The 23,542-nt window shown below is 70.7% G+C and carries 21 protein-coding genes and 2 pseudogenes; 8 read left to right on the forward strand and 15 right to left on the reverse strand.

Going from position 1 to position 23,542, the window contains the following annotated elements; genetic code table 11:
• The first annotated feature begins 51 nt into the window (after positions 1-51).
• A complete protein-coding gene (locus ACZ7OO_RS06405; protein ID WP_471502040.1) occupies positions 52-1,242 on the forward strand; it encodes a zinc-dependent alcohol dehydrogenase in 1,191 nt (396 codons plus the stop codon).
• Positions 1,243-2,199: 957 nt separating this feature from the next.
• Here ACZ7OO_RS06405 and sbnA read toward each other — a convergent pair.
• Genes sbnA through ACZ7OO_RS06430 form a run of 5 tightly spaced genes read right to left on the reverse strand, consistent with a single transcriptional unit; the run spans position 2,200 to position 11,241 of the window.
• Positions 2,200-3,243 (reverse strand): 2,3-diaminopropionate biosynthesis protein SbnA, encoded by a 1,044-nt coding sequence (gene sbnA, locus ACZ7OO_RS06410; protein ID WP_471502042.1) that lies wholly within the window; start codon positions 3,241-3,243, stop codon positions 2,200-2,202.
• Between the two features lie 36 nt (positions 3,244-3,279).
• Positions 3,280-4,350 carry a 2,3-diaminopropionate biosynthesis protein SbnB gene (sbnB, locus tag ACZ7OO_RS06415; protein ID WP_352224978.1) on the reverse strand — a complete coding sequence of 357 codons (1,071 nt, stop codon included), beginning with the start codon at positions 4,348-4,350 and terminating at the stop codon, positions 3,280-3,282.
• Positions 4,347-5,351 carry a TauD/TfdA family dioxygenase gene (locus tag ACZ7OO_RS06420; protein ID WP_471502044.1) on the reverse strand — a complete coding sequence of 335 codons (1,005 nt, stop codon included), beginning with the start codon at positions 5,349-5,351 and terminating at the stop codon, positions 4,347-4,349. Before ACZ7OO_RS06420 ends, sbnB begins: the two co-directional genes overlap by 4 nt.
• 39 nt (positions 5,352-5,390) lie before the next feature.
• Positions 5,391-8,642, reverse strand: a complete 3,252-nt coding sequence (locus tag ACZ7OO_RS06425; protein WP_471502046.1) for a non-ribosomal peptide synthetase — start codon at positions 8,640-8,642, stop codon at positions 5,391-5,393.
• Positions 8,643-8,655: 13 nt separating this feature from the next.
• Complete coding sequence (locus ACZ7OO_RS06430; protein WP_471502048.1) at positions 8,656-11,241, reverse strand: Pls/PosA family non-ribosomal peptide synthetase; 2,586 nt, start codon at positions 11,239-11,241, stop codon at positions 8,656-8,658.
• Between the two features lie 299 nt (positions 11,242-11,540).
• On the opposite strand from ACZ7OO_RS06430, the gene ACZ7OO_RS06435 reads away from it, so the two are divergent.
• On the forward strand, positions 11,541-12,236 hold the full coding sequence (locus ACZ7OO_RS06435; RefSeq protein WP_471502050.1) for an HAD family hydrolase: 696 nt from the start codon (positions 11,541-11,543) through the stop codon (positions 12,234-12,236).
• Positions 12,237-12,364: 128 nt separating this feature from the next.
• On the opposite strand, the gene ACZ7OO_RS06440 is transcribed toward ACZ7OO_RS06435, so the two are convergent.
• On the reverse strand, positions 12,365-12,580 hold the full coding sequence (locus ACZ7OO_RS06440) for a hypothetical protein (protein WP_471502052.1): 216 nt from the start codon (positions 12,578-12,580) through the stop codon (positions 12,365-12,367).
• 195 nt (positions 12,581-12,775) lie between these two features.
• Between ACZ7OO_RS06440 and ACZ7OO_RS06445 the strand changes: the two are divergent.
• Positions 12,776-13,300 (forward strand): annotated as a pseudogene (locus tag ACZ7OO_RS06445) (endo alpha-1,4 polygalactosaminidase); the annotation flags it as partial.
• 18 nt (positions 13,301-13,318) lie between these two features.
• On the opposite strand, the gene ACZ7OO_RS06450 reads toward ACZ7OO_RS06445, so the two are convergent.
• Together ACZ7OO_RS06450 and ACZ7OO_RS06455 are read right to left on the reverse strand one after the other, a co-directional pair.
• Positions 13,319-13,891 (reverse strand): dihydrofolate reductase family protein, encoded by a 573-nt coding sequence (locus ACZ7OO_RS06450; RefSeq protein WP_471502054.1) that lies wholly within the window; start codon positions 13,889-13,891, stop codon positions 13,319-13,321.
• A gap of 352 nt (positions 13,892-14,243) precedes the next feature.
• On the reverse strand, positions 14,244-14,684 hold the full coding sequence (locus ACZ7OO_RS06455) for an ATP-binding protein (RefSeq protein WP_471502056.1): 441 nt from the start codon (positions 14,682-14,684) through the stop codon (positions 14,244-14,246).
• A gap of 236 nt (positions 14,685-14,920) precedes the next feature.
• On the opposite strand from ACZ7OO_RS06455, the gene ACZ7OO_RS06460 reads away from it, so the two are divergent.
• Both ACZ7OO_RS06460 and ACZ7OO_RS06465 read left to right on the forward strand, forming a co-directional pair.
• Positions 14,921-15,799 (forward strand): helix-turn-helix domain-containing protein, encoded by an 879-nt coding sequence (locus tag ACZ7OO_RS06460; protein WP_471502058.1) that lies wholly within the window; start codon positions 14,921-14,923, stop codon positions 15,797-15,799.
• Complete coding sequence (locus ACZ7OO_RS06465) at positions 15,796-16,056, forward strand: DUF397 domain-containing protein (RefSeq protein ID WP_352224958.1); 261 nt, start codon at positions 15,796-15,798, stop codon at positions 16,054-16,056. Before ACZ7OO_RS06460 ends, ACZ7OO_RS06465 begins: the two co-directional genes overlap by 4 nt.
• 174 nt (positions 16,057-16,230) lie before the next feature.
• On the opposite strand, the gene ACZ7OO_RS06470 is transcribed toward ACZ7OO_RS06465, so the two are convergent.
• Positions 16,231-17,088 (reverse strand): chitosanase, encoded by an 858-nt coding sequence (locus ACZ7OO_RS06470; RefSeq protein WP_471502060.1) that lies wholly within the window; start codon positions 17,086-17,088, stop codon positions 16,231-16,233.
• A gap of 209 nt (positions 17,089-17,297) precedes the next feature.
• Complete coding sequence (locus ACZ7OO_RS06475; RefSeq protein WP_471502062.1) at positions 17,298-17,981, reverse strand: HhH-GDP family DNA glycosylase; 684 nt, start codon at positions 17,979-17,981, stop codon at positions 17,298-17,300.
• A 256-nt stretch (positions 17,982-18,237) separates the two neighbouring features.
• On the opposite strand from ACZ7OO_RS06475, the gene ACZ7OO_RS06480 reads away from it, so the two are divergent.
• A complete protein-coding gene (locus ACZ7OO_RS06480) occupies positions 18,238-18,540 on the forward strand; it encodes a hypothetical protein (protein ID WP_471502064.1) in 303 nt (100 codons plus the stop codon).
• 2 nt (positions 18,541-18,542) lie between these two features.
• On the opposite strand, the gene ACZ7OO_RS06485 is transcribed toward ACZ7OO_RS06480, so the two are convergent.
• Positions 18,543-18,821, reverse strand: coding sequence for a DUF6343 family protein (locus tag ACZ7OO_RS06485; RefSeq protein ID WP_471502356.1), 279 nt, complete (start codon positions 18,819-18,821; stop codon positions 18,543-18,545).
• 200 nt (positions 18,822-19,021) lie between these two features.
• Between ACZ7OO_RS06485 and ACZ7OO_RS06490 the strand changes: the two genes are divergently transcribed.
• Complete coding sequence (locus ACZ7OO_RS06490; protein WP_471502066.1) at positions 19,022-19,369, forward strand: tetratricopeptide repeat protein; 348 nt, start codon at positions 19,022-19,024, stop codon at positions 19,367-19,369.
• 61 nt (positions 19,370-19,430) lie between these two features.
• On the opposite strand, the gene ACZ7OO_RS06495 is transcribed toward ACZ7OO_RS06490, so the two are convergent.
• From ACZ7OO_RS06495 to ACZ7OO_RS06505, 3 genes and pseudogenes are all read right to left on the reverse strand, one after another.
• Positions 19,431-20,354: a M56 family metallopeptidase gene (locus tag ACZ7OO_RS06495; RefSeq protein ID WP_471502068.1), complete on the reverse strand. Its 924-nt coding sequence runs from the start codon at positions 20,352-20,354 to the stop codon at positions 19,431-19,433.
• Between the two features lie 6 nt (positions 20,355-20,360).
• The gene (locus tag ACZ7OO_RS06500; protein ID WP_471502070.1) at positions 20,361-20,807 is read right to left on the reverse strand and encodes a BlaI/MecI/CopY family transcriptional regulator; all 447 of its coding nucleotides are present in this window, start codon (positions 20,805-20,807) and stop codon (positions 20,361-20,363) included.
• 23 nt (positions 20,808-20,830) lie between these two features.
• Positions 20,831-21,404: pseudogene (locus ACZ7OO_RS06505) on the reverse strand (PepSY domain-containing protein).
• Between ACZ7OO_RS06505 and ACZ7OO_RS06510 the strand changes: the two are divergent.
• A complete protein-coding gene (locus ACZ7OO_RS06510; RefSeq protein ID WP_471502072.1) occupies positions 21,328-21,972 on the forward strand; it encodes a peptide deformylase in 645 nt (214 codons plus the stop codon). The pseudogene ACZ7OO_RS06505 and the gene ACZ7OO_RS06510 overlap by 77 nt on opposite strands.
• Positions 21,973-22,045: 73 nt before the next feature.
• On the opposite strand, the gene ACZ7OO_RS06515 is transcribed toward ACZ7OO_RS06510, so the two are convergent.
• The gene (locus ACZ7OO_RS06515; protein WP_471502074.1) at positions 22,046-23,473 is read right to left on the reverse strand and encodes a dihydrolipoyl dehydrogenase family protein; all 1,428 of its coding nucleotides are present in this window, start codon (positions 23,471-23,473) and stop codon (positions 22,046-22,048) included.
• Positions 23,474-23,542 lie beyond the last annotated feature (69 nt).

Here is a 23,542-nt window from a genome sequence, read left to right on the forward strand (position 1 = left end):
CACACGCGCGGCCACCCAGTCGGCGCGCAGGCAAGAGAGGGAGCGCGAGTCATGAAGGCAGCGACCTGGCAGGGCCGGCGGGACGTCCGGGTGGAGGACGTACCCGATCCACGCATCGAGCAGCCCACGGACGCCATCATCCGCATCACGTCGACCGGACTCTGCGGCTCAGACCTCCATCTGTATGAGGTGCTCACGCCGTTCATGACTCCGGGCGACATCCTCGGCCATGAGCCGATGGGCGTGGTCGAGGAAACCGGCGCCCAGGTCACGAACCTGCGCCCGGGCGACCGCGTCGTGGTGCCGTTCCAGATCTCCTGCGGGCACTGCTTCATGTGCTCGGCGGGCCTGATGACCCAGTGCGAGACCACTCAGGTGACCGGCGAGGGTATGGGTGCCGCCCTCTTCGGATACACCCGTCTCTACGGTGCGGTGCCAGGCGCTCAGGCCGAGTTCCTGCGCGTACCGCAGGCGCAGTTCGGACCGATCAAAGTGCCCGACGGCCCCACTGACGACCGTTTCGTATACCTCTCCGATGTGCTCCCCACCGCCTGGCAGGCCGTGGCGTACGCCGCGGTGCCGCCCGGCGGCACCCTCGCCGTCCTGGGGCTCGGCCCCATCGGCGACATGTGCTGCCGCATCGCCCAAGCACAGGGCGTGGAGCGGGTGTTCGGCGTCGACCTCGTGCCTGAGCGGCTCGCACGGGCCGGTGACAGGGGTACTGAGACATACGACCTGCGGGTCTATGACGACGAGAAAGAGCTGGTACAGGCGATCCGGGACCAGACCGGCGGCCGGGGCCCGGACGCCGTGATCGACGCCGTCGGCACCGAAGCCCACGGCAGCGCGGCCGCCAAGCTGGCCCAGACCGCCACCGGACTGCTTCCGCGCAAACTCAGCGGACCGCTCGCCGAACGCTTCGCCGTCGACCGCCTGGGCGCCCTCTACACGGCCATCGACCTGGTTCGCCGTGGCGGGACGATCTCGCTGAGCGGCGTGTACGGCGGTATGGCCGACCCGATGCCGATGCTCACCCTGTTCGACAAACAGATCCAGCTGCGGATGGGCCAGGCCAACGTCCGCCGCTGGACCGACTCGATCATGCCCTACCTCACGGACGGGGATCCGCTCGGTGTCGACGACTTCGCCACGCACCGGTTGCCCCTGACGGACGCTGCGCGCGCGTACGACATGTTCCAGCGCAAGCAGGACGGGGCGGTCAAGATCCTTATGCAACCCTGATCAGCGCACTCCCTGCGGCTGCGAGCAGAGGCTGACCGCCGCGGACCGGTACACATCCGTCTCACCCGAGGCCGGCGGCCGTGCCACCACGAGATCGGGGCGTCTGCTCGCGTGGGTACTGGCGGACGCGGCCGTCTCTTCAATGACAGTTGACGCGGCGGGCGACGAAACTGGAGCACCGGTTCCCCCTGATCCGCGATCCCGACGGCTTCGCCCGGTGGAAGCAGGGCGCAAGGACGAAGACCGCGCGGCGCCGCCGCAGCGACGGCACCCTCCACGGCGTCGTCACGCCCCGCCTGGACTCAGCCAATTCAGAACAGCCAGCGGATCAAGGCCCGCAGGGACCAGCGCCCCGGGAGCACCTGCCGGCCTGCCGACGGTCGTCCGAGTGGCCACCGGGCTCCGGCTGCACCGCCAGATCCCGCTCAGGGCCCGGACCGGCCAGGTGCGGGTACCCGGGGCCGACGAGGACCACTGGGGTGCGCCCTCAGGTTCCGTCCGGCAATCCTGCCGACGGCGTCCGTGACGGAGACCTCGGTATGCCGGGCGAAGTACGCGTCGCGTGGCAGTCCGACCTGGTCCATGCGCAGCTCGGCCAGGGGCACCGCGGTCTCGTCGGCCGTACGGGGCACGCCGCCGAGTTACACGGCGACAAGGTCCGCGTGTCGTGCGGGTCGGCGCCTGGATGGACTGTCGCGCGGCGCAAGTCGGAACAAGGTCCTGCTGGTTGCCGCGCCGGCGAGCACAGCACCGCTGATCGGCATCGTCCTGCTGCTGGAGGGCGGCCTCGCGGCGTCAGGTGCGTACTTTCGGCGTTGCCGGGCGTAGGCCCTCGTACTGGACGTATTTCGGGTCTGCGCCCGGTGCGGCGAGTGGGGGTCCCCCCGGCCGAAGGCTGGGGGAGCGTGCATGGCGTCGCGAGGCGGACGGGAATTGCCAGACAGGCCCCTAGGTGAGCTAGGTGCTGCGGCGGCGGGCCGGTGCGCGTGACGCGGACTTGGGTTCCCGGGGCGGGGTGCTGGCCTGCGCGGGGTCGTCGGTGACGTCGGAGTCGAACACCTTGTCGCCGTACAGGTCCTGCAGCCAGTTGGTCTGGTAGATGGTGTCGAGGTAGCGCTCGCCGAGGTCGGGGGCGATGGCCACCGCCGTGAGGTCACCGGTGTTGTGCCGGGACAGCCAGTCCGTCGCGCCGCTGACCACGGTTCCGGTGGAGCCGCCGAACAGGAAGCCCTGTCTGGCCATGCGGTGACACATCCGGATGGTGTCCGGCTCCTCCACCCGGATCACCTCGTCGACGAGGGACTCGTCGAGCAGCGGCGGGCGCATGCTCATGCCGAGGCCCGGGATCATCCGGCGGCCCGGCTCGCCGCCGAACGCCACCGAGCCGGCCGCGTCCACGGCGACGATCCGCACCGGCCGGGGCGACTCGCGGAAGTAGCGTGCACAGCCCATCAGGGTTCCGGTGGTGCCGGCCCCGACGAACAGCACGTCCAGCTCCGGGAACCGGTGGGCGATCTCCGGGGCCGTCGTGCGGTAGTGGGCCAGCCAGTTGCCGGAGTTGGTGTACTGGCTGAGCCAGACGTATCGGTCGTCGGACGCGCACAACGAGCGGACGTACTCTATCCGCTTGCCCAGGAAACCGCCGTTGGAGTCCTGGTCGGCCACGATGTGCACCTCGCTGCCGAGCGCCTCCATGAGGAGTCTGGTCGACAGGTTGCACCGGGAGTCCGTCACACACAGAAACCGGTAGCCCTTGCTTGCGGCGATCATGCTGAGCGCGACGCCGAGGTTTCCGGAGGAGGACTCCACGAGGACGGAATCCGCTGTCAGGATTCCGTCCCGCTCGGCGCTCTCCACCATCTCGTTCGCGGCCTTCAACTTGATGGAACCGGCGAAGTTGAAGGCCTCGCACTTCAGGTAGAGCGGGTATCCGCAGATCGACGCGAGATCGACGAACAGGTCGCCCTCGTTGAAGGCGTGGGGAGCGGATATGACGGGCACGGCGGGCCTCCTGGTGCCGGGCCGAGGACCACGGCCTCAGCCGTACCGACGCAGTTCGTGGAAGAAGTCATCGATGAGACGCAGGTCCCCCGCCCGGGACACCTCGTCGTAGACGTGCTTGCCGACGGCGAGGTCGAGGACGCCGAGTCCGAAGGGCGAGAAGATCACCGGCCGGTCGGCCGGTGGCGCGGCCCGGCCGGCCATGACGTCGCCGAGGGTTCCGTTCAGGAAGTCCCTGTTGCCGCTGAGCTGTTCGGCCAGGTGGGGCGATGTGTCGGCCTTGAGGCAGTGCTCGACGTCGTCGACGAAGTTGGCCGCGCCCAGCAGGATCTCCGGGGCGAGGTCGCGCAGGGAGACATGCAGGACCAGCGGGTTGTGGGTGAACAGGGCCTGGTCGGTCACGTGCGGCCGGCCGGCGATGGTGGCGAAGACCACGAGGTCGCTGGCGCGAACAAGGTCCTCGGCGGTGTCGTGGACGGTGAGGTGTGCGGTGCTGCCGGCCTCCCGCAGGTAGCCGCAGAAGCCTCCGGCGCTGTCGGCGGACACGTCGTGCACGCCGATCTCGTCGAAGTCCCAGCCCGTGCCGGCCAGGAAGGTGTGGATGTAACGGGCGATCAGGCCCGTGCCGAAGAACCCGACCCGGGTGGGGCGGGTCCGGCCGCGGCTGAGCCAGTCTGCGGCCAGCGCCGCGGATGCGGCCGTCCTGGTGGCGCTGATGATCGAGCTCTCCAGGCAGGCGAACGGGTAGCCCGTGTCGTGGTCGTTGAGGATGAGCACCGCGGAGGCCCGCGGCAGCCCGGCACTCACGTTCTCCGGGAAGCTGGAGATCCACTTCAGGCCGTCCACGTGGACCGGCCCGCCGAGGGAGGCCGGCAGCGCGATGATCCGTGAGGTGGGGCGGTCGGGGAAGCGCAGGAAGTACGACGGCGGGTTGACCGAGTCTCCTGCGTCGTGCAGCCGGTAGACGGTCTCGACCAGTTCCACGAGCTGTTTCTCGCGCCCGCTCAGCGCCTGCTGCACCTGTTCTCCGGTGATCACCGCGAAGGTCGGCACGGCGGGCCCGTCGGGCTCGGCGGACCGGGTGGCGGTCGACAGGGTGTCGGTCATCGCTCGCTCGCCTCCAGGGCCGGGCAGTCGTCGGACGGCCGCAGGGGCTCTCCCAGGCCGACCAGCACCTGGCGTTCCCCGGTGAACGCCTCTCTGCTGTGCGCGGTGCGGATGTTGTCCACGAGCAGCAGGTCACCGGCCTGCCAGGGCTCGCGCCGGGTGTGTGCCTCGTAGGTGCTGTTGATGAGTCGGACGACGTCCTCGCCGATCGGGGTGCCGTCGCCGTGGCGGGTGTTGAACGGCAGCCCGTCCGGGCCGTAGACGTCGAGGAGGTACTCGCGCACCTCCGGGTCCAGGGTCCACTCGTTGAGGAAGGCGATCTGGTTGAACCAGCAGCGCCGGCCGGTGAGCGGGTGCCGGACGACGGCGGCGCGGCGCTGCTCGGTGCGCAGTGTCCCGTCCGGCTGCCAGCTGAAACTGATGGCGTTGGCCCGGCAGTAGTGCTCGATCTCGGCGCGGTCGGCGGTGCCGAACGACTCCGCGAGGCTCGCCCCGATCTCGTCGTTGTAGGTGCGGGTCAGGATCCAGCCCTCCCGCTCGAACCGTTCGGTCAGCCCGGTGGGCAGCGCCCGCAGTACCTCTTCGGCGTCGGCCACCGCCGTCGCCCCGCCCTGCTCGGGCGCGGTGAGGCAGGCGAACAGCATCAGGCCGGGCACCTGCAGCTGGTAACTCAGCTCGTGGTGCATGCACATGGGCTGGTTGTCCGGCCAGGGGGTGGAGGAGTAGAGCCCCCGGCCGTGGGCCTCTCGGGGGGCGAACGCCTCCCGCTCCGTCATGAGGTCACCGGCGATGCGGGCGAAGACGGCACCGATCTGGGCGGTGTCGCGCAGGCCGAGGCCGCGGACGACCAGCGCCCCGTGCTCGGTGACGTGCGCGCGCAGCGCCTCGCGGTGCTCGGCCGTCCACCTCGGGGCGTCGTCGGGGGGATCGACGCACAGCAGTGCCGGTTTGTCCGGCCGCAGCTCCACGTCGAGTGGTGATGCCAGGGATGAGGACGGCATCTCGGGTTCCTTTCGGTCGACCGCCTGGGGTGTGACGGGTCAGGAGGAGGCGAGGGGGAGGACGGTGGTCAGGACGGCCTGCGCCGTCTCGCCCGGACGGGTGCGCAGGAAGTGGTGGCCCCCGTCGGCGAGTTCGTGGAGATCAACGTGGTCGGCCAGCAGCAGCCAGTCCCGGTGGCGCTGGGCGTGGCCGGCGGTGTGCGGGTCGTCGGCGGCGACGACCACCGAGACCGGCGCGGTGAGTTTCACCGGCGGCGGGGCTTCCAGGGCCTGGTGGAAGTAGCGGTGCGCGGCGACGCAGTCGTGCCGGTAGGCGGCGGCGATGTGTTCGGCGTGCGGTACGTCGAGTTCCACGAGTTCCGCGTAGCCGCCGTCCGTGGTCAGCCGCTCGGCGATTTCGGCGTCGCTCATGCCGGTGAGTTCGACGATGGCGGCGAACCGGTCGGTGACCGTGCCGAGCAGTTGCGCGCCGAGGAAGAGCCGGGCCACGTGCACGCCCTGCTGCTGGAGCCTTCGGGCGGTCTCGACGGCCGCCGCGGTCCCGGAGGAGTGGCCCCACAGCACGACCCGGGTCAGACCGCGGGCCGTGATCTCGGCGACGGTGCGCTCGGCGACCTGCTCGATCGACGCGAAGGGCTCGGGGGGTGCGGCCAGGTTGTGGCCGGGCAGGTCCACGGCGAGGACCGGCAGGCCGCTGCCCGCCAGCGCGCTCGCCATCGGCTGGTAGTTGACGGCGTTGCCGCCCGCGTAGGGGAAGCAGACAAGGGCGCACTCCGGGGTGCGGCTACCGCCCGACAGGGGCAGCAGCAGCTCCGGGCGCTGCCGGGCCGTGCCGTCGAGGAGGGCGGCCAGGTCGGCCAGGACCGGGTGCCGGGTGATGTCCTTGAGGGACACCGCGCGATCGAGGGCAAGGCTCAGTTTGACCGCGGTGAGGGAGGTGCCGCCGGCGTCGAAGAAGTGGTCCGTGCGGCCGATCCGCCGCTCGGGCACCCCCAGCAGTTCGGCCCAGGCAGCGGCCAGCCGCCGTTCGGTCGGGCTGAGCGGGGCCGCGTCGTCCGCGGCCTCCCGATCCGGTGTCGACTGCTCGGCCAGTGCGGTCAGGGACTTTCGGTCGGTCTTGCCGTTGGCGGTCAGCGGAAGGCTGTCCCGCCAGTGGAAGGCCGACGGGACCATGTAGGCGGGCAGGGCCGCGCCGAGTGCCTTGCGCAGGGTCTCCGGCTGCTGCTCCTCGCCGGAGTAGAAGGCGATCAACTGCTTGCCACCGCCGGACCGTTCGGCGACGACCACCGCGCCGTCCCGTACCCCGTCCACCCGCAGCAGGGAGTTCTCGATCTCACCGATCTCGATCCGGAAGCCGCGGATCTTGACCTGGTTGTCCCGGCGGCCGAGGAACTCCAGCTTGCCGCCGGGGTGCCAGCGGCCCCAGTCCCCACCCAGGTAGAGCCGTTCACCGGGCCGGTACGGGTCCGTCCGGTACGCCTCCCGGGTGCGTTCGGGATCGTTGACGTACCCACGGCCCACGCAGACACCGGAGAACGCGATCAGTCCGGGGGCGCCCAGCGGTACCAAGGACAGGTTCTCGTCGACGACATGGACGCGTACGTTGTTGACGGGCCGTCCCAGCAGCACCCGGTCGGGTACCTCCCGAAGGACCTCGTGGTTGGTGTCGTCCGAAGTCTCCGTCAGCCCGTAGGCGTTGACCAGCTCGATGCCCGGCTGGACCGCGAACCAGCGCTGGACCAGCTCCCGTTTGAGCGCCTCGCCTGTCACCGACACACAGCGCAGGTCCGGGAGCATGCGCGGGTGCCGCTCCAGGTACGAGACCACGACCTCCAGATACGACGGCACGAGCTGTGCCACGCCGACCCGGCCGCGTTCCAGTGTTTCGACGAACCGCTCCACGTCCGTGATCACGTCCTGCTCGACCAGCAGGGTCCGCCCGCCCACCAGCAGTGGGGCCATCAGCTGCCACAGGGAGATGTCAAAGCACTGCGGGGCTGTCTGCGCCACCACCGACCCCTCCCCGATCCCCAGGTCGTCGATCTTGGCGTGGAGATGGTTGAGCATGCCCGCGTGCTCGCACATCGCGCCCTTCGGCTCGCCGGTGGAGCCGGACGTGAAGTAGATGTAGGCAAGTTGACCGGGGTCGACCCGGATACCGAGGTCGTCGTCGGCGTGCGATTCGGTGTACGCCGTCTCCACCAGGAGTTTCCCGACGTCCTGGAGGGTGGCCAGCGCCTCGTCGAGGGTGTGGGCGCTGCCGGTTTCGGTCAGGACGAGCCGACATCCCGCTCGGGACAGCGTCGCCGCGATCCGGCCGGCCGGGAAGTGCGGTTCGATCGGCAGGTAGGCGCCGCCCGCCTTGAACACCGCGAGCACGGCCGCCAGCCAGTCGAGGTTGCGCTCGGTGACGACGGCAACGACGTCCTCCTGGCCGAGGCCCCTCGCCAGCAGCGCTCGCGCCAATCGGTTGGCGCGCCGGTCGAGTTCGCCGTACGTCCACTCCTGCTCGCCGTGTACGGCGGCCACGGCCTGCGGATGCGTCCGTGCGCGCTGCTCGAACAGTTCGTGTGCCCGCGCGTCCGGCAGCGGCCGGTCGGGACCTGCCAGGCCTTCCAGTTGCTCGCGTTCCTCCTCGGCCGACAGCAGGCTCTGCCGAGTGTGGTCGGCGTCCGGCTCCGCGGTCATCAGCCGCAGCGCGGTGAGGTGGTAGCCGCCGATACGGGCCGCGGCCCGGGCGTCGAGTACGTCCGTGCGGTACCGCAGGTGCAGCGTCAGCGGTCCGCCCCGGTCGGACCAGCGCACGTGCAGAACACCGTCGTCGGTGTGGGTCTCGTCGGCTTCCCCCGGCCCGAACACGACCTCGTACGGCGGCTCGGTCAGCCCGAGTTCCCGCCGCAGTTCCGCCACCGGGAAGTCGCGGTGGGCCAGCACCTCCGCCTCGGCGTGCCGAGCCGCCGTGAGCAGGGCCGGCCAGGGCCCGGAGGGGACGGACACCCGGCACGGCAGCGGCCGGCCGCCCGCACCGGTGGTGTACCCCGTGACCACCTCCGGCTCGCCGGAGAGCGCGGCCAGCACCTTGAGGTGCGCGGCCAGCAGCAGCGCGCCGACCGGCAGCCGCCGTTGCCCGGCCAGGGCACGCACCGCCCCCGTCACGTCCTGCGGTACGGACATCTCGTGCTCGGCCGAACCCGGAACCGGTTCCGGAGCCCACCGTGGCACGGGGGTGGCACCACCGGCGGTCAGTACCCGGCTCCAGAACTCCCGGTCCGCTTCCACGCGCGTTCCCATCGAATGGCCTTCCTCAACTCACGGTCGCCGTGGTGGCGTTGGCTGCTGACGTGGTCCGGCCGTTGCTGCTGGGCCGGCTTCCGCTCTCCGGCATGTCCACCGCGGGGTTGCCGCCCCACTGCGCGTTCGGGGGGACTTCCTCGCCCTTCATGAGGAAGGAGTCGGGTGCCAGCACCGAGCCGTCGCCCATGGTCACGCCGTAGTGCACATGGGCGCCGACGCCGAGCGTGCAGCCGGCGCCGAGCGTGGTGCCGTCCGACTTGAAGGTGCCGTCCTCCTGCGAGTGGCACTGGATCTTGCTGCCGACGTTGAGGGTGCACTCGTCGCCGATGGTGGTGAGCGTCCGCTCGGTCAGATAGACGCCGTCGTCGAACACCCTGCTGCCGATGCGCACGCCCAGCAGCCGCCAGACCAGGGTCTTGAACGGGGTGCCGTTGAAGATGTTGAGGTAGTGGTCCGGAACCTTCCAGAGCCGCTCGTGCCACCAGAAGTACGGGTCGTAGATGGAGCACAACCGGGGACGCAGCGCTCTGAACGATGCGATGCAGCGCTCCACAAGGACGAAGTACGCGGTGGAGAAGACGAGCGTGAAAGCCAGGTACCCGCCGATCACCACGTTTCCGACCGCGCCGTACAGGTCGACGGAGGCGAGTCCGAACAGGGTGAGCGCGAAGGTGTGCAGCCAGCGCACGCCCAGCATGGCCGCCATGGAGCGGAGGTTGTAGCGGTTCTTCGCGGCGAGCCGGCGGCGGAGTGTGTCGCCGGTTCTGAGGTGGTCGAACCGGGTGTCGCGGTCCACCGTGCGGGGGATCTCGAAGCACGGTGAGCCGAGGAGGCCCACGCCTTCCCGCACCTCGCCGTCGAGGGGAACCATCACCTTCGTCGCCAGCAGGCAGTTCTCGCCCGTCCTGCCGCCCGCCGGATAGGCGATGTTGTTGCCCAGGAAGTTGTGCGGCCCGATCGCCACCCTGGACAACCGGAAGGACGTGCTGGAGAAGTCGGCGTTCAGGAGGGAGAGGCCGTCGGCGACCATCGTTCCGCTGCCGACGGTGACCAGCAGGGGTGACTCGTGCTGCACTTCGGTGCCGAAGTTCGAGCCGGTCTGCTCGACCCGTGACAGGTCGTATCCGATACCGCGGAGATAGTGCACGATGTACGAGCTGTCGCCGAAGAGCCAGGCGAAGAACTTGAGGTTCGTCATACCGGCCGTGGCCCGTTGCAGCACGTAGTGGAACCCGTAGAGCGGATAGACCCGGTCGGGCCTGACGACCAGACCCACCAGACGCGGCACTGTGCACAGCACCAGCAGCCCCAGGACGACGAACCCGAAGAACAGGACGAGGGAGAGCACGAGGGCGTCGGGGAGCAGTTCCGAGGGGCTGAGAACGGCCGTCTGCGGGTCGAGTCGCTTGCCGATCGCCGGTACCTCGGTGAACAGCATGTACATACCGCCGACGAGCAGCGGGATGTACACGAGGAGCAGCTGCACCAGCGTGCCGAAGCCGAACCAGGCGCGGCGCAGGCTGCCGCAGCGGGCCGGAGCGACCCTGGCGTAGTCGACCGAGGTGGGTTCCGCCGGGGATCCGTGCCAGTGCTCGCCGTCCGGGACCGCCTGGCCCCGGTGCAGGGCGGACGCGTGACCGAGCTGGGCACCGTCACCCAGGGAGGCGTCGATGTCCAGGACGGTCTTCTCGCCGACGAAGACATCGCGGCCGAGAGTGATCCGGCCGGTCTGGATGTGTCCCGCGCGGGCCCGGTAGCCGAGGAAGAACGACTCCTTGCGGATCACCGTGCCCGCGCCGATCGTCACGAGGTCGGTGCAGACCGGGACGGAGCGGGAGAGGATCGTGACCCCCTTGCCGATCCGTGCGCCGAGGGCCCGCAGGTACAGGACGTACAGCGGGGTACCGGCGAGGAAGACCATCGGATTCGCGTGGAGCAGCGCCTTCACGAGCCAGAAGCGCAGATACGCCAGGCCCCAGACGGGGAACTCACCGGGCCGCCAGCGTCCGACGAGCAGCCATTTCGCGATGATCGGGAGGGCGCACAGCGCCACGAACGCGATGTCACCGAACAGCACCGACCGCAGATAGATGTCGGCCAGGCCCGAACCGGCGGCGATCCACTCGTAACCCGCGGCGGTGGCGAATCCCGAGACCAGCGAGTAGCCCAGGAAGACCAGAAGTTGGACGGTTCCGCAGAGCAGGTGGGTGCGCCGGTTCCCGCGCGGCCCCGGGGCCGGCGGCGGCTGGGGCGTCGTCGAGGAGGGGGTGTCCGCCGGGCCGGCGGGGGCGGGTGTGGCCTTTGCGAGCGCCGCGGCCAGACTGTGGATCGTGGGGTGCTGGTAGATGTCCTTCATGGACGGGGAGGGCAGATCGGCCGTCTTGCGTATTCGTGCGCAGAACTGGGCCATGACCAGGGAGTTGGCGCCGAGGTCGGCGAAGAAGTGGCCGTCGGCCGGAACGCTCTCGGCGCCCAGGATGTCGGCCAGGGCCCGGGCGAGCCTCCGCTCGGTGTCCGCCCCCCTGCGGCCGGTGTCGCTCAGCGCGACGGCAGATTCATCCGGCTCCGAAACGACTTCGGAGGACTGTTCCACCATGCGATCTCCTGGAGAACGTGGATGTTCCTGATCACGAACCGGCGGCTTCAGTTTGTCCAGAGAGATCCACGTCTGCCACTTTTGCTGTTGATTTCACTGTCCGGCAAGGAGGATTCGCCGGCCCGTATCCCCCGGGATCCAGGCCAGGACAGGGATCGCACGGTTCACCCACATGGCGGTCCCCCAACCGGCGGCGAGCCTCGTTCGGGCTGGGACCGCACCGGGGAAACGGGTACTCGGCCGGGCGGCCGGTGATCGCAAGGACCGCTCCGGCCGCTGTCGCACAAGGGAGTCGCCTGATGTCCACGAGCGAGAGCCGACAAGGCTCCGGGACCGACCGAGCAGCCGTATTCGACGTGGACGGAACCCTCGTCGACACCAACCACCTGCACGTGGTCACCTGGTGGGAGGCGTTCCGCCAGGCCGGACACCAGGTGCCGACGCATGCGATACACCGGGCGGTGGGACTCGGCTCCGAAGACCTCATCAACCATCTGCTCGGCGAGCGGACAACTCTGGCTCCCGGGGAGGTGGAGGCCCTGAGCACCGCGCACAAGGTGCTCTACGCCCAGTACTTCGAGCGGCTGTCACCCCTTCCGGATGCGGGAGGTCTGCTGCGGCGGCTGGCCGACGACGGCTGGAAGGTGGTTCTGGCCACCTCGGCCAGTGGCGACGAGCTGTCCGCACTGAGGCGCGCGATCGGGGCGGACGACGCCATCACGGGCACGGCCAGCGCCGACGACGTCACCGCGGGCAAACCGGCGCCCGAGCCCGTGGAGCGGGCGCTGGAGCAGGCCGGTGTTCCGGCAGAGCGGGCCGTGTTCGTCGGCGACACGGTGTGGGACATGCGGGCGGGCAGCAGTGCGGGGGTGCAGTGCGTGGCACTGCTGTGCGGCGGCATTCCCCGCAAGGACCTGGAGGAGGCCGGTGCCGACGCCGTGTACGAAGACCCGGCCGATCTGCTCGCCTCGCTGCCGCGGAGTCCTCTGGCGTGACGATGGCACCAGGGACGGTTCTCCCGCACGGCCCCCGCTCACCGTCCGGTCACCCGGCCGTGCGGCCACGCCGGAGCAGGGCCACGGCTTCGTGCAGGCCTCTTCCCGGCAGCGGGCCGGTCCCCGGATCAGCCGGCGGCCGTCCAGGCTTTGGGACCCATGCCGCGCCACTCGATCAGGTCCGGGTCGTCGACCGTCGTACTGGCCTCGGGCAGCCCGGCCCGGCGCAGGAACTCGACGACGTCGAGCAGGTGATACGCGGTGCCGACATACTCTCCGCGGATGGTCACCCGCCTGCCGCCGTCGGGGCCCGGTGGCTGCACCACCACAGGCGCGTCTTTCATGATTGGCAAATGCCCCGTACGGGGCCGGGCCATGCGGGCGAGGCGCGTGCCGGTGCACATCGTTTCGACATCGTTCCGGCCGGTCGTGGCTGCCTTTGCGGCCCCCGGCGGTTGACGTGCGCGAGTCCGGCTACCCGGGAGGGTGCCGCGCATCGCGACAGGGGCGGCCGCCGGGAGGTACGCATGCCGGAGTTGCCGGATGTGGAGGGCTTCCGCGAGGTGCTGGACTCCTGCGGCCGGGGCCGACGCGTCCGCCGCGTGGACGTCCGGGACGCGGGCGTGCTGCGTGGTGTCACCGCGCGGCGCCTGCGCCGCGAGATCGAGGGGCGGCGGCTGGGCCGACCGTGTCGACACGGGAAGCTGCCGGACCTGGTGGAGGGCTACGGCAACCACACCGGGTTCCGCCTCACCGGCGCCGACCAGCTCCGCTACAACCGCATGATCGCGGACATCGCGCATGCACGCGGGATGTCGGTGGGCCTGAAGAACGACCTTCGGCAGATTCCGCAACTGCTCGCCGACTTCGACTTCGCGGTCAACGAGGAGTGCGCGCAGTACGACGAGTGCGCGCGTCTCGCCCCGTTCGTCGAGGCGGCCAAGGCCGTGTTCCATGTGGAGTACGAGGAACCTCCCAGTGCCTTCTGCGCCGAGTCGCGGCGGCTGGGCCTGTCGTCGATGCAGAAGAAGCTGGAGCTGGGGGTGTGGCGCAAGCCCTGCTGACGGCGGCGCGGGATCCGGTCAGCGGACGACGTCGAAGACGGCCTTCTGCACGCCGTTGGAGTAGGCCTCCTGCTCGACCAGCTTCAGCTGCTGCGTGTCCTTGTCCGTCGTGCTGAACAGCCGCTTGCCGGCGCCGAGCAGCAGCGGGTAGACGAGCAGGTGGTAGCGGTCGATCAGGCCCGCGTCGGACAGCGCGTGGTTCAGCGCGGCGCTGCCGTGCACGATGATCGGGCCGCCCTCGGTCTCCTTGAGGGCGGCGACCTCGTCGAGCGAGCGCAGGATCGTGGTGGCGCCCCAGTTCGAGACCAGGGCGTCCGCGGTGAGCGTGGTGGAGACGACGTACTTCGGCAGAGTCTTGTAGTGGGAGAACTCCGGCATGTCCGGCCATACCGGGCTGAACGCCTCGTAGCTGGTGCGGCCCATCAGGATCGCGGTCGACTCCTTCTGTTCGCGCTCCTTGATCTCGAACGCCTCGGGGACGAACTCGACGCCCTTGAAGGTCCACCCGGAGTTCCGGTAGCCGGGTTCGCCACCGGGGGCCTCGACGACGCCGTCGAGGGAGATGAAGGCGGTGCTGATCAGAGTACGCATCTCGGTTTCCTTGCTGCCTGGATGTGCGGTGTCCTGTGTCCGGTTCCAGCATCGGACCGACAAATTATTTTGTCAAGGAAAGTTGAGTTGTCGGCCGAAGGCCACAACAGACACCGGTCCCGCAGGCCTATGACCTGCGGGACCGGTGTCGAAAGCGCTGTGTGGACGAGCTGGAGCAGTCGGCGGGTGCGAAAGTGCCCCGGTGAACACGGTCACCCTCCCCCAGGAGGCGAGTGTGCTCACCGGGGCCGGCGCCGTCTCTGCCGGTTCTTCACAGAGACGGATCGGGCGAGTCCCCCCTCGCCCGTCCGGCACCCCACCATCCCCTCTGGGTAGGTGCCCGGCGCCTGCGTCAGGGCGTCAGTGTGGCCCACACCGCGTGTCCGCTGGTGAGCCGGGACCGGTCGACGCCCCAGGATTGGGCAAGCTCCTCGACGAGCAGCAGTCCCCGGCCGCCCTCGTCGTCGGGGCCGGGCTCACGCACGAGCAGACCCCGCCGCGAGTAGTCGTGGTCGTGCACCTCCAGCCGCAGACAGCCATCGGTGATCACGCCCACGCCGCACAGGATGCGGACGCTGAACGTGTGGCGGATGGCGTTGGTGACCAGCTCGGACACGAGTAGCACCGCGTCCTCGCACAGCTCGCCGGGCATCCCCCACCCGTTCAGGTGCTCCCTCATGGAGCGGCGGGCGACTCTGACGCTGGAGCGGTGCGCGGGCAGCTCCATCCAGTGCGCCTGGTCGGGGTCGACGACGTCTAACAGATCGAGCGGGGAGGTCGCGTGGGGGGACACGGTGGTTGCCTTCCGTGAGGCGGGTGCGGCGGGGAGCAGGCAGAGCTGAGCAACGTCCACACGGGAGACGTACGTTGCCCGTGAGCATGACCCCGATTTACTCAAGTAACTATGCGCGCAGCCGGGTTCAACCTGCAACCGACTCCCTGATAATTTCAGCATGCCGGTGTCGATGTGGTCGCTTCATCAAGTGACTGTCAGACTTGCGCCGGTGATGTCCCCTCAGGAGGTAGGGCGTGAGCGAAGGCCGGTCGAACGCGGGCAGCAGCGCCAGTGCGCCCACCGTGCTGCGCATGATCCTGGGCCGCAGACTCCATGAGCGGCGCCAGGAGGCGGGCGTGTCACTGGAGGAAGCGGCGCGGGCGCTGCGGGTCGCTCCCCTGACCATCCGCCGTCTGGAGAAGGCGGAGGTGGCGCTGAGGCCTCTCTATGTGGAGAAACTCCTTGAGACCTATGGCGCCGACCGGCAGGAGACGGACGAGTTCGTCGCCTTCGCCGAGCGGGCCAACGCGCCCGGCTGGTGGCACGCCTACCGCGATGTGCTGCCCACCTGGTTCAGCGCCTACGTGAGCCTGGAGACCGGCGCCACGGCCATGCGCAACTACGAGCCGCACTACGCCACGGGGCTGCTGCAGACCCCCGAGTACGCGCGCGCGGTGCTCGGCGGCGGCTTCCCCAACGACCGCGACGAGGACCTGGAGCGGCGCGTGAGCCTCCGGCTGCGCCGTCAGGCCCTGCTGGAGAGAGCCGACGCGCCCACCCTGTGGGTGGTCATGGAGGAGGCCGTCCTGCACCGGGCGGTCGGCGGCCCCCAGGTGATGCGGACGCAGATGGAACGGCTCCTGAAGGTCTCGGAGCTGGAGCACGTCAGCGTCGACATCGTGCCGTTCACCGCCGGCGCCCAGGTGGGCGCGTGTGCCCCGTTCACCTACTTCCGTTTCGAGGAGCCCGAGCTTCCCGACGTCGTCTACAGCGAGATCCTCTCCGGCGCGATGTACCTGGACCAGCGGTCCGACGTCGTGGCCCATCTGGAGGCGCACAACCGCATGTCCCTGCTCACCTCCGACGCACAGAGCAGGGCGCTGCTGAACCACATGCGCAAGGAGTACTCATGACCATCATCGACGGCAGTGCCCACGACGTCTACAACGGCATGCCCGCCACGGACCTCGGCGAGCAGGGCTGGGAGTCGCCCTGGAGCGGCCCCAACGGAGGTCAGTGCGTGCAGACGAAGCAACTCGCCGACGGACGGGTGGCGCTGCGGCAGTCGACCGATCCGGCCGGTCCCGCCCTTATCTACACCCCGGAGGAGATCACGGCGTTCGTCGCCGGGGTCAAACGGGGCCTCGCCGACCATCTGACCACTGACTGAACTCCCCCACGCACCCCCTGGCAAGGACCACTTCGACATCGACTCCTGGGAGAAGGTCGCCGGGATCGACCACAACGGCGGCACTTCGGTGCGGTTCCGCACGCGCGAGGAGGTGGGCTGCCGTACCGCACGGTGATACGGCGGTACGACAGCCGAGGCAGCCCCGCGGGTGGGTCAGCCGATGTGGTAGCTGTCCCCGTACACCTTCCAGTCCAGCGGGGTGCTCAGGCACAGATTGCCATTGCGCAGGAAGACCCGCTGCTCGGTGTCGACCCTGGTGGTGTCGCTGTGGGCCTCCTCCTGCTTCATGGCCCATACGCGCGCGTCGAGGAAGGCGTTGAGGTAGGTCACCTCGTCGCCGCCCTGCGCCGGCGGCTTCGCCTTGCCGAGGGCGCGCTTGCGTATGTTGCGGAAGCTGGTGGAGTCGTCGCCGTCACCGTGCATGACGATGGCGTCGTAGTAGGCGAACTGCCCGAGCGTGCCCAGCCGGTCCGTCTTGCCCTGCTGTACGGCCGGGTTGAAGTACACCCGGTCGCGCTCGTCGTTCTGCGCCTGCTGGAACGCGGTGTCCTGGGCCGCCTTGCGCCAGTCGGAGGGGAAGTTCGGGTCGAGGCCGGAGTGCGAGTCGGTTCCGTTGACCCGGCGCAGTGCCGGCAGGTACTTGGCGAGCACGTTGCCGGGCTTGCGGTCGGTGTAGAGCTGTACGAGGTCGAGCATGTCGCCGGTGCCGGAGCAGAATCCGATGATTCCGGCGGTGTAGCCGCGGCCGTCGCCGATGTCCTCGATGTACTTGTACTGCGCCTTCCAGTCGAGCGAGGAGTTCTCCGCGCTCGACACCAGCTTCATGGCGATCTCCTTCTTCGCCGGGTCGTCGAGACCCACACAGCTCGCCTCCGCCGAGGCGGCGGAGGCGGCCGAGGCGTGCGCGGGACGCAGCAGCACGGCGCCGGCCGCGGACGCGCCGAGCAGGGCGAGCAAGGTGCGACGAGAGGTCAGGACGGTGTTCGTCGTGGGGTTGTTCGGATGCCTCACGTGGGCTCCAGAAGGTGGGGGGCGGACGGGGATGCACTGATAGGAAGGTTTCCTATCAGAGCACGTCGGTGATGTGTACCCGTCACGCAGAAAGTTCGTAGAGTCGAACAAGACAGGTACGGACCACGGGGACGGCGGCCGGTTCAGGCAACCGGCCGTAGCTCCCCGGCCAAGCCACGACCAACGCGGTCGTGACTGCCCAGCTTCGCCTAGTTGGTGTTCGACGCCAGGGACAGCACCTCGTCGGCCAGCGGCTTGTCGAGGGCCGCGTGGACCAGGCCGTCGGCCAGGCGGGGCATCTCGCGGCCGGGGACGAGACCGCCGAGCTTTTCGGGCGAGGCGGGCAGTCCGAGCCGCCGGGCGCCCTCCAACGCCTTGCGGTCGAAGTACGGTGCGAACTCCGCCCACACTCCCTGGACGTCACGCAGGAAGATGTCGGCGCCCGTGGGCCCGATCCCGGGAATGTCCGTCAAGGCCTTCCGCGGGTCGCTCTCCCCGCGCAGCCTGCGCAGATCGCCGTCATACCGTTCGAGGAGCAGTTCGGCTCCCTTGCCGAGCATGGTGGAGGTGCGCTCGTCGTAGCGGCGGTAGCCGCCCTTGCCGAGGGCGTCGACGCGTTGCTGCCAGGATGCGTCCGCCATCGACCGCGCGTCGCGCAGCCCGGCGTCGAACAGGGCCCTGGCCGCGGCCACCGCGATGTCGGCCCTGATACGGGCGCTGAGGAGGTTCGCGAGCACGAGCGTCTGGTACAGCGGTGCGGGGGTGTTGCGCAGGCGGATGCCGGCCTGCGCCGGATAGGTGCGCCGCTGCCGGTCGAGCAGCGCGTGCACGACCGCCTCGTCCGTCGCGCCGGTCGTCTTCCTGCCGGAGTTCCTGTGGGTCTTCGTCGTCATGGTCCAGTCACCGACTCACCGTTGTCACCGGAATGTGAAGGCACCGAGGTGTGCGCCGGGGCCGACTACCCGGCCCGGTCCGGGTGATGCGACCGTCCCCCGGCCGCGGCTCCGGCTCCGGCTCCGGCTCCGGCTCCGGCTCCGGCTCCGGGGGAACGATGCCGAGACCGCACGCTGTGTCGGGTTGGGCGCCGTGTAATCCGTCGGGTCGCAGGTACTCGGTCCGCAGGACCGTTTTTCCTGAGGACCTGAGGAGATGACTGGGATGTTGTTCCTCGGACTGCTCCTTGTCGCGGCGACCGTCGCCTTCACCGTCCTGGCGATCGCCGGCAACCTGGCCGGCGGACCTGGTTACACCGTGTCCGTGCTCGATCACCACGTCGCCACCCTCAGCCCGCTCGCGATCTTCTGCTCTGGTCTCGCGCTGGCGCTGATCTTCTGTCTGGGTCTGGCCGCCATGGCCGTCAGTACCGCCCACCACCGCCGTGACGGACGTATGGGCAGGGCCCCTGACACCACCACGACCGGCCGCTTCACAGGGCCTGCGACCGGGGCCTGAACTCACCGGGAAAGGCGCCGCTCCCGACGCAGCCGACGCATCACGACCAGCAGGTCCAGGGCCGTCGCCAGGGCGAGGACCCCGCAGACGACGGCGAGGGCGACCAGGACTGCGCGGCCGGGACTGTCCGCTGCCCGGGAGTGTGCGGCCCAGACGCCGAACAGAACGCATGAAGCGGCGAACAGCGGCAGGAAGATGCCGCTCAGCAGCAGGCGCAGGCGTACCGCGCTCCGCGCGGTGACCGGTTCGGTACCGGTCCGCGGGACGCGGCCGCCGATCATTCCTGAGCGCGCCCGCGACAGCGGCTGCCGAGTTCGCCCGGGAGGCTCGTGACGCACGGCGTTTCTCCCTTCTCGGTGGCCCCGCACATCCCTGTCCACCGGCCGTGTAGCCCGTACCGGCGCCGCCAAACCACCCGGCAGACCGGGTAGTGGAATATTCAACTATGCCGCCCGGTTGACGGCCTCGAAGGAGGTCACGAGTGGACACCACGTACTACGACCAGGGAACTCTCGCCGAGCGCTGGGACCGCGCCCAGCTGTTCTTCGACGCCAAGGACTACGCGGGCGCCGCGCGGGTGCTCGCCCGGCTGGTCGAGGAGGTGCCGGAGCAGACCGGACCTCGGCTGCTGCTGGCGCGCGCCTACTACCACTCGGCCCAACTGCGCCGTGCCGAGGCCGAGTTGCGGGAGATCGTCGAACGCGACCCGGTGGAGCACTACGCCCGGCTGATGCTGGGCCGCACGCTCCAGCGGCAGGCCCGGCACGAGGAGGCGGAACCGCATCTGCGCCTCGCCTCGGCACTGGCGGGCGACTTCCCGCAGGACTGAGCGGCAGTCAGGTAAAAGGGGTCCCTGCATTCCAGGGACTCCTTTCACTGTCGTACGGCTGTCACAGCGGAGTGGCCGCGTGCAGGGTCAGGAACAGGGTGACCGCAGAGTTCGCCGAGGACATCGCCGACACGAGGCTGCCCGCGGCCGCGCCCCAGACGGCGAGGCCGGCCGCGGTGAACGCCGACGGCCAGCCGCGGGCCGAGGGGGCGGGGCCGAGCAGCGCGGCGACCCGGCGCGGCACCGGTCCGGTGGCGGCCAGCGCGGCCAGGGTGGGGGCCGGGGTGCCCCTGGACAGCAGCGCCGCCCTGCCGATGGCAAGGGCGACCGTGCGCCGGTCCCCCACCGAGCGAGCCGCCTCCTCGTCCGCGCAGCGCTCGGCGGTGTAGGCGACCGCGGTACGAAGCGGCCACAGGAAGGGGTTGGCGCGTGCCGCCAGGTGCACGGCGAGCAGGTACCGGTGGTGCCGGGCGGCGACATGGGCGCGTTCGTGGGCGAACAGGGCCCGGCGGGCGAGGCCGTCGAGGAGCGCGGTGGTGACGACGATCCGGTCGGGCAGCGCATAGGCGTAGGGGGTGCGGTCGGGCAGGACGGACACCATCCGGCCGGGCAGTCCGGTCAGCGCCCGCCGGGCGAGCCGGGCGACCCGCCGGTGCCGGTGGAGGGTGCGCCCGCACAGCACGGCGACCGAGCCGAGCGCGGGGATGGCGGCACGGCCCGCGAACCCGTCCTGCGGCACTGCGGCCCGCACCTCCGGGTCGGACCACGCGTCCGGGAGGGGGTTGGCGGGGAGCTGGGCGGTGCCGACCACCATCAGCAGGGCCAGGCGGAGCGTGGTGCCCACGGCCATCACCACGGCCACCGCGGTGAGCAGCCGGGTGGCGGTGCGCGGATGCAGCCGTCCCTCGGCCAGCCGGGCGACGGGCCAGGCGGTCAGCGGCAGGACCAGCGGCAGGACCAGCGGCAGGAAGACGAAGACCCCCATGGGCGGTCAGTCTTCCGTACCGCCGTGGTCGGTGTGCGCGGTGTTCCGACTGTTCACCCGGCCCGGCCCGGCGGCCTCCAGGAGCGCCCGCAGCACCTGCTCGTCGCCCGGCGGCAGCGCGGTGACGAAGCTCGCCAGGACGGCCTCGCGGTCCCGTTCGCCGTCGAGGAGCCGGCGCATCCGCAGGGCTGCGAGCCGGGCCACGTCGGCGGTCGGCGTCCACAGGAAGGCGCGGCCCCGCCGTTCACGGGCGACGACGTCCTTGGCGAGCAGCCGGGTCAGGATGGTCACCACGGTGGTGTAGGCGAGGTCGCCGCCGAGCCGCTCCAGCACCCAGGCGGCGGTGACGGGACCGCCGGCCTCGCGCAGCGCGCCGAGCACCTGGCCCTCCAGCTCCCCCTGCCCGCGCCGGGCCCGCGCCGTAGTCCCCGTCTCCCTCCGGCGTGGCGACACGCTCGTCGGCGTGTCTCACCACGCTACTTCACGCCGCCCCTGCTGCCGTAGGTCCGCCGCCCGCGGCGGTGCGCGATCTCGCCGAGCGCGATGTCCACGGAGCTGAAAGCGGCGAGCGGGATCCCGAGCAGGGGCACGAAGAAGCCGACCACCGCGATCATTCGCCATCGCCGGGACGAGGAGGTACGGCGGGACCTCCGCCCAGGCTCCGCGCGGGATCGGCCGCCCGAAGGCGGAGCCGCGGCCGCGCTGCCACCACATGCGGTAGCCCCACAGGATCAGCAGGATCAGGGAGAGCGCGAGCAGTGCCAGGGCGAGCTGGTTGACGATGCCGAAGAGGATCCCGGTGTGCAGGTCGATGCCCCAGCGGGTGAGTTTCGAGGGGGCTGTGGACATCGGCGGGGTTCTCCGGGTACTCGTGCGGGGGATGATGCCGGTCCAGTGGTCGGGGGTGAGGGGGCCGAGTTCCCGGCGAGTAAAGTGACCCGCGTCACATCCCCTCTCGTGGCATGCTGGCGCGATGGCATCTCCCAGTGATCGCGCACCTCTTGCCGAGCGGGTCGAGGAACTCCTCGCCGCCGGCGGCCCGTTGCCCATCGTCGCGGCGGGCGACCCGGTCCTGCGGCGCGGAACCGAGCCGTACGACGGCCAGTTGGGCCGCGAGCTGCTGGCCCGGTTCGTCGGGGCGCTGCGCGACACCATGCACGCGGCACCGGGCGTGGGCCTGGCCGCACCCCAGGTCGGCGTCCCGCTGCGGCTCGCGGTGATCGAGGATCCGGCGCCGGTACCCGAAGAGGTCGCCGTCGCCCGCGGCCGCCTCCCGCAGCCCTTCCGGGTGCTGGTCAACCCGGTCTACGAGCCCGTCGGCAGCGCCCGCTCCGCCTTCTTCGAGGGCTGCCTCAGCGTGCCGGGATATCAGGCGGTGGTGGCCCGGCACGCCGAGGTACGACTGCGCGGCCAGGACGAGCACGGCCGCGCGGTCGACGAGGTGTTCACGGGGTGGCCGGCCCGGATCGTCCAGCACGAGACCGACCATCTCGACGGCACGCTCTACCTGGACCGCGCCGAACTCCGCTCACTGTCGTCGACCGAGACGATGGCGGAGCGCTGGGCCGAGCCGACCCCGACGACGGCGGCGGCGGAGCTGGGCTTCAGGCTGCCCTGACCAGGACCGCGCCACGGTCGGGAGCGCCCCCGAGGGGGCGCTGGGCCCTATCGCTACGCGGCCCCTTCGGCCCTCACCCCCGGTACGCCTCCAGCAACCGCAGCCACACCTCGCTCAACGTCGGATACGACGGCACCGCATGCCACAGCCGGCTGATCGGCACCTGCCCGGCCACGGCGACCGTCGCCGAGTGGATCAGCTCGCCCACACCGGGGCCGACGAAGGTGACCCCGCGCAGGATCTCCGCCTCCAGGTCGACGACCATCCGGGCGCGGCCCTTGTACCCCTCGGCGTACAGGCCCGCCCCGGCGACCGAGGAGAACTCGACGTCGACGGCCCGCACCCGGTACCCCGCCTGCTCCGCCTCGGCGAGGGAGAGCCCGACCGCCGCCGCCTCCGGGTCGGTGAAGACGACCTGCGGTACGGCGTGGTGGTCGGCGGTGGCCGCGTGGGCGCCCCAGGGGCCGTTCAGGAGGGGCGTGTCCGAGGCGCGGGCGGCGATGGTGTCGCCCGCGATCCGGGCCTGGTACTTGCCCTGGTGGGTGAGGAGCGCCCGGTGGTTGACGTCGCCGACGGCGTAGAGCCAGTCGGTGCCCTCGACCAGGAGGGTGTCGTCGACGGTGAGCCAGGAGCCCGGTTCCAGGCCGACGGTGTCCAGGCCGATGTCGTCGGTGTGCGGGACGCGTCCGGTGGCGAAGAGGATCTCGTCGGCCTCGATGCGGTCGCCGGCGTCGGTCACGGCCACGACCGTGCCGTTCTCGCGGGTCACCGACTCGACGGAGGTGCCGGTGCGGACGTCGACGCCGGCCTCCTTGAGTGCCTCGGCGACGAGTTCACCGGCGAACGGCTCCATGCGGTTGAGCAGGCCCTTGCCGCGGACCAGAAGGGTGACCCGGGAGCCGAGGGCCTGCCAGGCGGTGGCCATCTCGGTGGCGACGACACCGCCGCCGACGACGATCAGCCGGCCGGGCGCCTCCTGGGCGCTGGTGGCCTCGCGGCTGGTCCAGGGCTTGACCTCGGCGAGGCCGGGCAGGTGGGGCAACTGGGCGCGGGTGCCGGTGGCGACGGCGACCGCGTGCCGGGCGGTGAGGGTGGTGAGGGTGCCGTCGGGGCCGGTCACGGTGACCGTGCGGGGTCCGGCGAGGCGGCCGTGGCCGCGGTACAGGTCGGCACTGATGCCGTCGAGCCAGGCGACCTGGCCGTCGTCCTTCCAGTGCGAGGTGAACTCGTTGCGGCGGGCCAGGACCGCGGGGGTGTCGAGGGGGCCCTGGACCGCCTGGCTGAGACCGGGCAGGCGGCGGGCGTCCGCCTGGGCGATGACCGGGCGCAGCAGGGCCTTGCTGGGCATGCACGCCCAGTACGAGCATTCGCCGCCGACGAGTTCGCTCTCCACGACCGCGGTGGAGAGGCCGGCCGCACGGGTGCGGCCGGCGACGTTCTCCCCCACGGGCCCGGCCCCGAGCACCACTACGTCGTAAGCGATGGATTCCGTTTCCGTCATGGGGTCAGTCTTACGGGTGGTGTGCGCCGGGGCCACACGGGTACCTGGCCGGAATACCCACCCGGCCTG

The organism is Streptomyces sp. NPDC111744, assembly GCF_055634995.1.

Coding starts and splice junctions, on each gene's coding strand:
- ACZ7OO_RS06425 (WP_471502046.1), bottom strand. CDS start 8,642: ATGGGAACGCGCGTGGAAGCGGACCGGGAGTTCTGGAGCCGGGTACTG.
- sbnB (WP_352224978.1), bottom strand. CDS start 4,350: ATGACCGACACCCTGTCGACCGCCACCCGGTCCGCCGAGCCCGACGGG.
- ACZ7OO_RS06515 (WP_471502074.1), bottom strand. CDS start 23,473: ATGACGGAAACGGAATCCATCGCTTACGACGTAGTGGTGCTCGGGGCC.
- ACZ7OO_RS06465 (WP_352224958.1), top strand. CDS start 15,796: ATGACCATCATCGACGGCAGTGCCCACGACGTCTACAACGGCATGCCC.
- ACZ7OO_RS06485 (WP_471502356.1), bottom strand. CDS start 18,821: ATGATCGGCGGCCGCGTCCCGCGGACCGGTACCGAACCGGTCACCGCG.
- ACZ7OO_RS06440 (WP_471502052.1), bottom strand. CDS start 12,580: ATGAAAGACGCGCCTGTGGTGGTGCAGCCACCGGGCCCCGACGGCGGC.
- ACZ7OO_RS06495 (WP_471502068.1), bottom strand. CDS start 20,354: ATGGGGGTCTTCGTCTTCCTGCCGCTGGTCCTGCCGCTGGTCCTGCCG.
- ACZ7OO_RS06475 (WP_471502062.1), bottom strand. CDS start 17,981: ATGACGACGAAGACCCACAGGAACTCCGGCAGGAAGACGACCGGCGCG.
- ACZ7OO_RS06480 (WP_471502064.1), top strand. CDS start 18,238: ATGACTGGGATGTTGTTCCTCGGACTGCTCCTTGTCGCGGCGACCGTC.
- ACZ7OO_RS06435 (WP_471502050.1), top strand. CDS start 11,541: ATGTCCACGAGCGAGAGCCGACAAGGCTCCGGGACCGACCGAGCAGCC.
- ACZ7OO_RS06450 (WP_471502054.1), bottom strand. CDS start 13,891: ATGCGTACTCTGATCAGCACCGCCTTCATCTCCCTCGACGGCGTCGTC.
- ACZ7OO_RS06420 (WP_471502044.1), bottom strand. CDS start 5,351: ATGCCGTCCTCATCCCTGGCATCACCACTCGACGTGGAGCTGCGGCCG.
- ACZ7OO_RS06405 (WP_471502040.1), top strand. CDS start 52: ATGAAGGCAGCGACCTGGCAGGGCCGGCGGGACGTCCGGGTGGAGGAC.
- ACZ7OO_RS06510 (WP_471502072.1), top strand. CDS start 21,328: ATGGCATCTCCCAGTGATCGCGCACCTCTTGCCGAGCGGGTCGAGGAA.
- ACZ7OO_RS06430 (WP_471502048.1), bottom strand. CDS start 11,241: ATGGTGGAACAGTCCTCCGAAGTCGTTTCGGAGCCGGATGAATCTGCC.